This window comes from Nonomuraea terrae (genome assembly GCF_004348995.1).
GTDB lineage: Bacteria > Actinomycetota > Actinomycetes > Streptosporangiales > Streptosporangiaceae > Nonomuraea > Nonomuraea terrae.
On sequence record NZ_SMKQ01000322.1, the window covers coordinates 1 to 6,708 of the forward strand.

The 6,708-nt window shown below is 74.6% G+C and carries 8 protein-coding genes; 5 read left to right on the forward strand and 3 right to left on the reverse strand.

The features are described 5' to 3' along the window. Positions 1 to 246: RtcB family protein (locus tag E1286_RS45060; protein WP_187368325.1), on the reverse strand; the 246-nt coding region annotated here is incomplete at its 3' end. Positions 247 to 414: 168 nt separating this feature from the next. Between E1286_RS45060 and E1286_RS45065 the strand changes: the two genes are divergently transcribed. The 5 genes from E1286_RS45065 (at position 415) to E1286_RS45085 (ending at position 4,881) form a co-directional block, all read left to right on the forward strand. After that, a complete protein-coding gene (locus E1286_RS45065; RefSeq protein WP_132623222.1) occupies positions 415 to 819 on the forward strand; it encodes a hypothetical protein in 405 nt (134 codons plus the stop codon). A 39-nt stretch (positions 820 to 858) separates the two neighbouring features. Then, the gene (secD, locus tag E1286_RS45070; RefSeq protein ID WP_132623224.1) at positions 859 to 3,102 is read left to right on the forward strand and encodes a protein translocase subunit SecD; all 2,244 of its coding nucleotides are present in this window, start codon (positions 859 to 861) and stop codon (positions 3,100 to 3,102) included. Positions 3,103 to 3,162: 60 nt separating this feature from the next. Next, positions 3,163 to 3,699, forward strand: a complete 537-nt coding sequence (locus E1286_RS45075) for a GNAT family N-acetyltransferase (protein WP_132623226.1) — start codon at positions 3,163 to 3,165, stop codon at positions 3,697 to 3,699. Between the two features lie 33 nt (positions 3,700 to 3,732). After that, positions 3,733 to 4,119, forward strand: a complete 387-nt coding sequence (locus E1286_RS45080) for a VOC family protein (protein ID WP_132623228.1) — start codon at positions 3,733 to 3,735, stop codon at positions 4,117 to 4,119. A gap of 75 nt (positions 4,120 to 4,194) precedes the next feature. Continuing rightward, positions 4,195 to 4,881: a response regulator transcription factor gene (locus tag E1286_RS45085; protein ID WP_132623230.1), complete on the forward strand. Its 687-nt coding sequence runs from the start codon at positions 4,195 to 4,197 to the stop codon at positions 4,879 to 4,881. A gap of 3 nt (positions 4,882 to 4,884) precedes the next feature. Here E1286_RS45085 and E1286_RS45090 read toward each other — a convergent pair whose 3' ends face one another. Both E1286_RS45090 and E1286_RS45095 read right to left on the reverse strand, forming a co-directional pair. Then, a complete protein-coding gene (locus E1286_RS45090) occupies positions 4,885 to 5,646 on the reverse strand; it encodes an FHA domain-containing protein (protein WP_132623232.1) in 762 nt (253 codons plus the stop codon). 6 nt (positions 5,647 to 5,652) lie between these two features. Further along, a partial coding sequence (locus E1286_RS45095) for a hypothetical protein (RefSeq protein WP_223190928.1) occupies positions 5,653 to 6,708 on the reverse strand: 1,056 nt, incomplete at its 5' end.

Sequence of the window (6,708 nt, forward strand, 5' to 3'; positions counted from 1 at the left end):
GTCGTCGACGTCGGTCGCCGCCACCCCGCCGATGGGGAACCCGTAACCCCAGTGCATGTCGGGCATCGCGTACGACGCCTCGACGATCCCCGGCAGCGTGGCCACCGCCGCGACCTGGCCGAGAGCCTGGTCCTCGGCGGGGTCGGGCAGCAGCTCCCGGCTCGCGAACACGATCCCGGGCACCCGCATCGCCCCCTCCGGCTCGATCCGCCACCGGTAGGGACTCTCCTCGACCAGCTTCGTCATCCCCTCAGCCACCTCTCGCCCTGCGCCTACCCCACCCACCCGCACCGAATCCGGGCGCCGGGACGCGCCGGGACGGCGCAGGACGTGCGGCGGGGGCCGGTGGCGTCTAGGGTCTCGGGAAAGGCCGCTCCTCGCCGGGCGGCCCCGGGCCGGCGGGAGGAGGGTGACGTGCGGGCTCGCTGGTCTGCCGCGTTCCTGCTCCTCCTGTCCTGGTTCCTGCCGGCCGGCGCACAGGCCCAGGCCGTCCCGCAGGTCGTCCGCCAGATCTCCGTCGCGCAGGCCGGTCCGCAGACCGCCGCGCGGCCTGCGCCGCAGACGGCCGGCATGCCGGACGCCGCCCGGCAGCAGGCGCAGTCCGGGGTGCGGCAGGCGCCGCACCAAGCGCCCGACGCCCGTGCCTGGGCGGGCGCGTACGGGCTGGCCGGGCCTGGGACGGCGGGGGTGCTCGGGAGCGGGGCCACCGGGTTCCGGGCGGCTTGGGTGGTGGTCGTACCGGCGGTGGCCGGTGACGAGCCTCCGGTGCGGGCGCCGTCGGCGGCGGCGGCGCGGGCTCCTCCCTCCACAGGGTTCTGACGACTCTTTTCGCACGTCCCAGCCTGTGGAGGCTTTCCCATGTTCCGTGCGCCCTTCTGGCGTGCGGTGGCGGCGTGTGCCGTCACCGCGATCTCGATCATCGTGACACTTTCCGCGGCTCCCCGGCTCGGCCTGGACCTGCGGGGCGGCACCCAGCTCGTCTTCGAGACGAGAGACGCACCGACCGTCAAGGCCGACGCGGCCGCCACCGACCGCGCCCTCAGCGTGCTGCGCCAGCGGGCGGACGCTCTCGGCGTGGTCGATCCCACCCTAGTCCGCTCCGGCGAGCGGCGGATCATCGTCGAGCTGCCCGGCGTGCTCGACCCGCGGCAGGCGGCCGAGATCATCGGCCGTACCGCCCAGCTCACGTTCCATTCCGTGCTCGGCGCCGCCAGGGAGGGGGACGAGGGCGCCGTACGCGACGACGTGGGCGGCTGGGTGCGGCTCGGCCCGGCCGTCATCACCGGCGACGGCGTCCGCGACGCCGCCGAACGCAGCGACCCCCAGCGCGGTCCCGGCTGGTGGGTGGGCCTCGACTTCCGCGAGGAAGGGCCCTGGCGGAAGCTCACCGCCGAGGCGGCCTGCCACCCGTACGACGACCCGCGCCGCCGCGTCGCCATCGTGCTCGACCAGGAGGTCATCTCCTCGCCGCCGGTCGACCCGTCCATCCCCTGCGGCAGCGGGATCCCGGGCGGCAGCTCCGAGATCACCGGCTCCTTCACCCACGAGGAGGCCCGCGACCTGGCGGTGCTGATCAAGGGCGGCGCGCTGCCGGTGCCGCTCGACCTGGTCTCGCAGCGTACGGTCGGCCCGACCCTCGGCGAGGCGGCCATCGAGGCCAGCGCCAAGGCGGCGGTCGCGGGGCTGATCCTGACCGCCGTGTTCATCGTCGCCGTCTACCGCCTGGCCGGGCTGCTGTCGGTGATCGCGCTCGTCTGCTACGGCCTCATCTCGTACGCGGCCCTGGTGGCCATGGGCGCGACGTTCACGCTGCCGGGACTGGCCGGGTTCGTGCTGGCGATCGGCATGGCGATCGACGCCAACGTCCTGGTCTACGAACGCACCAGGGAGGAGTACGGACGCGCGCCCCGGCGCGGCCTGCGGGCCGCGCTCGGCCAGGGGTTCAGGAAGGCGTGGAGCGCCGTCGCTGACTCCAACGTCACCACCCTGATCGCCGCCGGGCTGCTGTTCTGGCTGGCGTCCGGCCCGGTCAAGGGGTTCGGTGTGACGCTGGCCGTCGGCGTGCTCGCCTCGCTCGTGTCGGCCATGCTGATCACTCGGGTGCTCACGCACGCCGTCATGGGCCGGGTCGGGCCGCGCCTGTCCGGTCTCGCCACGACCGGAACCGTCAGGACGTGGCTGGCGCGCAGGAACCCGCAGCTCATGCGGCGCCGCACGCTGTGGCTGGCGATCGCCGGCGGGCTGGCCGCGGTGGCCGTGGCCGGTCTGCTCGTCCGCGGGCTGAACTTCGGTGTCGAGTTCACCGGCGGACGGCTCGTGGAGTTCGGCACCGCCCGGCCTGTCGCCGCCGACGCCGCGAGCCAGGCTGTCACGCGGGCCGGGGTGCCGGCGGCGGTCGTGCAGTCCACCGGCGACGGCGTCTCCGTACGCGCCGCCGGTCTCGGGCTGGAGGAGGTGGCCAGGATCGAGCAGGAGCTCGAACGCCAGGCGGGTGAGGTGACGAAGCGGCGCGAGGAGTTCATCGGCCCCAGCCTCGGCGAGGAGCTGCGCCGCAACGCGCTCATCGCGCTCGGCGTGGCGGTGGCGATGCAGCTGCTGTACCTGGCCGTGCGCTTCCGGTGGACGTTCGGCGCCGCGGCCGTCCTCGCGCTCGTCGTGGACGCGACGCTGGTGGTGGGGATGTTCGCCTGGCTGGGCAAGCCCGTCGACGGCGTGTTCCTGGCCGCGATGCTGACCGTGGTCGGTTACTCGGTCAACGACAAGGTGGTGGTGTTCGACCGGGTCAGGGAGCTGTGGGCGGCCCGCCGCCGGGAGCCGTTCGCGGCGGCGGTGAACGGCGCGATCCTGGAGACCATGCCGCGTACCGTCAACACCGGCCTCGGCGCGCTGTTCATCCTGCTCGCGCTGACCGTCTTCGGTGGCGACTCGCTGCGCGACTTCGCGATCGCGCTGGTGGCGGGCATCGTGTTCGGCACGCTGTCGTCGGCGTTCGTGGCCGGTCCGCTGGCGATCTGGCTGGGCCGCTTCGACCGCCGCCCGCCGCCCGAGCTCGCCCGGCCCCGTACCGACCGCGCTCCTCGCGGCACGGGCGCGGTCGTGTGATGACGTGACGGTCGATCGCCGCGCTTGCGGCGATCGACCGGCTGCGGTACCTCTGCTTGAGTGATCACATGGCGCCGGGTCGGCGAGCCGGACTTCCCGCTGCTGCGCACGTGGCTGGAGCAGCCGCACGTGGCGCGGTGGTGGAACCACGAGACCTCGCCGGAGGCGGTGGCGCGCGACTTCGGGCCGGCCGCCAGGGGCGAGGAACCGTCGGAGGACTTCCTCGCCCTCCTCGACGGCGAGCCGCTCGGCCTCGTCCAGCGGTCCCGGCTGGACGACTACCCCGAAGAGCGCGACGAGCTGGCGGCCATCGTCCCCGTGCCGTCGGGCGCGGTCACCATGGACTACCTGATCGGTGACCCGCGACGGGCCGGGCGCGGGCTCGGCACGCTGATGATCTCCTCGATGATCGAGCGGACCTGGGACGACCTGCCGTCCGCGCCGTGCGTCATCGTCCCGGTCGCCGCGGGGAACGCCGCCTCGTGGAACGCGCTGCGCAAGGCCGGGCTGCGCCGGGTCGCGCGGGGCGAGCTGGAGCCCGACAACCCGATCGACGGCCGCGAGCACTACGTCTACCGCATCGACCGGCCCCGCTGATTCCCCGGTAGGGGGCCGGGGAACAGGTCCGGCATGGAAGTGCTGAGCAGCCGTGTGTTGCTGCGTCCCCGTGACCCGGCGCGCAGCCGCCGCTTCTACGCCGACACGCTGGGCCTCGCCGTCTACCGCGAGTTCGGCCCGCCGGAGCAACCGGGCGTGGTCTTCTTCCTCGGGCACGGGTTCCTGGAGCTGTCCGGGCGGTCCGACGACGGGCCCGCCGCCGCGGTGGCGCTCTGGCTGCAGGTACGCGACGTGGCCGCCGAGGAGGAACGGCTCACCAAGGCCGGCGTCACCGTGCTGCGCGAGGCCCGCACGGAGCCGTGGGGCCTGGTGGAGCTCTGGATCACCGACCCCGACGGCAACCGGATCGTCCTCGTCCAGATCCCGGACGACCACCCCCTGCGCCGCGACACCCGCTGAACCGGCAGGCTGATCGACTTACAATCCCCATAAGTCGGACATAGTGGGGCCGCGCCCCCGCCTGAGGAGCCCGCCATGACCGCGTACCGGATCCTCGCCGTGGACGACGACCAGACGATCCAGCGCGCGTTGTGGCGCGGGCTGCGGCTGGAAGGCTTCGCCGTCGACACCGCCGGGTCGGGGCCGCTCGCCCTGGAAAGCTTCGACCGGGTACGGCCGGACGCACTCGTGCTGGACCTCTCTATGCCCGGCATGTCGGGCATAGAGGTCTGCCGGCGATTACGCGCGGCCGGCACGCAGGCGCCGGTGCTCATCCTGTCCGACCGCGACGAGGTGGACGAACGCGTCGCCGCGCTCGCCGCCGGCGCCGACGACTACGTGGTCAAACCGTTCGACCTGTACGAGCTGGCCCTGCGCCTGCGCGCCCTCCTGCGCCGCAACGGCCCCGCCTCCGGCGCCGCGGTCAGCGTCGGGCCGCTGACCGTCGACCCCGCCGCCCGCCGGGTCACCCTCGACGGGCGGGAGATCGACGTGACGCGGCGGGAGTTCCGCCTGCTGGAGGAGCTGGCGCGCAACGCCGGCATCGTGATGTCCCGGCCGCTGCTGCTGGAACGCGTGTGGGGCTACGACTTCGAGGTCACCGCGAACGCCGTGGACGCGCTGGCCGGCCACCTGCGGCGCAAGCTGGAGGCCGGCGGACGGCCCCGCATGCTGCACGCCGTACGCGGGGCCGGGTTCGTGCTGCGCGAGCCGCCGTCCTGAGTCTCATGGGCCGTCCTCCAGCAACTCGAGGTCGGGCGGGACGAGCGTCGTCGACTCCACCAGCCCCCGCAGCAGGTTGTGCAGGAGGTCGCCGGAGGGGCCGCCCGCCGACTTGTCGTGCGTCAGCGGGTACGGGAAGCCGCCGGCGTGCAGGCGGCGGCGTACGGCCTCGATCCGGTGCTCGATCCGGCGCTCCCGCCAGTCGCCGCCGGGCCTGAGGTAGGCGAGCTGCTCGGCGGCTTGACGGTACGACAGCGGGCGCGGCACCTCCTCGTACAGCAGGTAGCGCTGGCCAAGGACCACCAGCAGGAGGCGTTCGTCGTCGTCGAGCGGCCACCTGCGCGGCGGCAGCGTGACGGCGCGCCGGCGGGGGACACGTTCGTCGTCGTGGCCCGTGACGTACAGCTCGACCAGGTGCTCGCGGAAGCCCGAGCCGCGGACGAACACCGGCGTGTACCCCACAGCCAGCGGCACCGGCTCGGTCGTCGCGTGCATCAGCCGGCCGCGCGGCAGGCGCAGGAGCTGGCGGCCGGTGTTCCGCAGCCACCAGCGGCGCCTGCGGTAGAAGAGCTCGCCGTGCCTGCGGCTCACCCACAGGTCGTCCTCGCCCACGCACACGTCCACGCCGGGCCGCTGGCCGCGCCCGAACCTGATCGTCACGCCGGGCTCCGGGCGCGCCTCGACGCCGCCGTAGACCGTGCGCACGTGCAACGTGCCCGCGGGGATGGGCGCGACGCCGCGCGCGCGGCTGTCAGTTCCGGTCATCGTCGCTCACGGGCGGGGCAGCCGGGCGGCGGCCGAACCGGCCAGATCGGCGGCCATCCGGCACAGCTCCTCCTCCGCCGGCGAACCGCTCGCCACCAGACGCAGCGACTCGGCCGCGGTCTGGCCTGTGCGCCCAGCGTACGAACGGTAGGGCACCTCCACCAGGCACGTCTCGTCGCCGTCGCCGCCCGGGCGGACGAAGGCGCGCAAGCCGTTGACCTGCGTGGACGCGCCGCCCGCCGCGTCGGGCGGCGGCCCCCGGTGGAACCGGAGGCCGACCCTGACGTCGCCGGTGGTGCTCGCCCAGTCGCAGCCCCACCCGCCGAAGCCGCGGTCGGCGGCTGCGGCGTCGACGCCGGGGACGACCTCGAGCGCCCGCGCGTCGAGCAGGGTGCAGGCGTCCCGGTGCGCCAGCGAGTGGGACGGGGGAGCGGGGCGGCGGGCGATCACGCCCTGGTTGAGGGTGTTCGCGGCGTCGCCGGTCGCCGCGTCGGCGATCTCGCAGAGCGGGGCGGTGCCCGTACTGTCGCGTCCGGCGGTGATGGTGATGGTGGTGCCGATGACGCCTGCCACGGTGAGCGTACGGGTGCAGGCGTGGCTCTGGGCGGGGCCCTCCACGACGGCGACGTCGCCCGTCACCCGGGCCGGGGGCGCCTGCTCGGGCGGGGGCTCGAGGTCGAAGCCGACCTCGACGTCCACGACCGGGCCGCCCGGGGGACGGACGAGGGCCTGGCAGCGGTCGAAGTTGCCGAGGTCGGGGTCGAGCTCGGCGGGACCGAACCGGCCCAGCGCGGCGGGTCTCAGCAGGGCGCACGGGTCGGCCGTACGCCGGTCGCCGATCACGTCGGCGCCGCGTCGCGCCCCGTCGCTCGGCGGCGCCGTCGGCTCGCGGTAGCCGTCCTCCCAGGCGAACAGGGGGTCTCCCTCGTCGGAGGTGGCGAAGCCGCCGTCGCCCCAGCTCGGCATGGGGCCGCTGCCGTCCCAGGCCGCCGTGGTGCCCTCGTCACGCCACGCCACCAGTCCGAGGGGAACGAGGATGGCCAGCACCACGACGCTCACCAC

Coding starts and splice junctions, on each gene's coding strand:
- secD (WP_132623224.1), top strand. CDS start 859: ATGTTCCGTGCGCCCTTCTGGCGTGCGGTGGCGGCGTGTGCCGTCACC.
- E1286_RS45085 (WP_132623230.1), top strand. CDS start 4,195: ATGACCGCGTACCGGATCCTCGCCGTGGACGACGACCAGACGATCCAG.
- E1286_RS45090 (WP_132623232.1), bottom strand. CDS start 5,646: ATGACCGGAACTGACAGCCGCGCGCGCGGCGTCGCGCCCATCCCCGCG.
- E1286_RS45080 (WP_132623228.1), top strand. CDS start 3,733: ATGGAAGTGCTGAGCAGCCGTGTGTTGCTGCGTCCCCGTGACCCGGCG.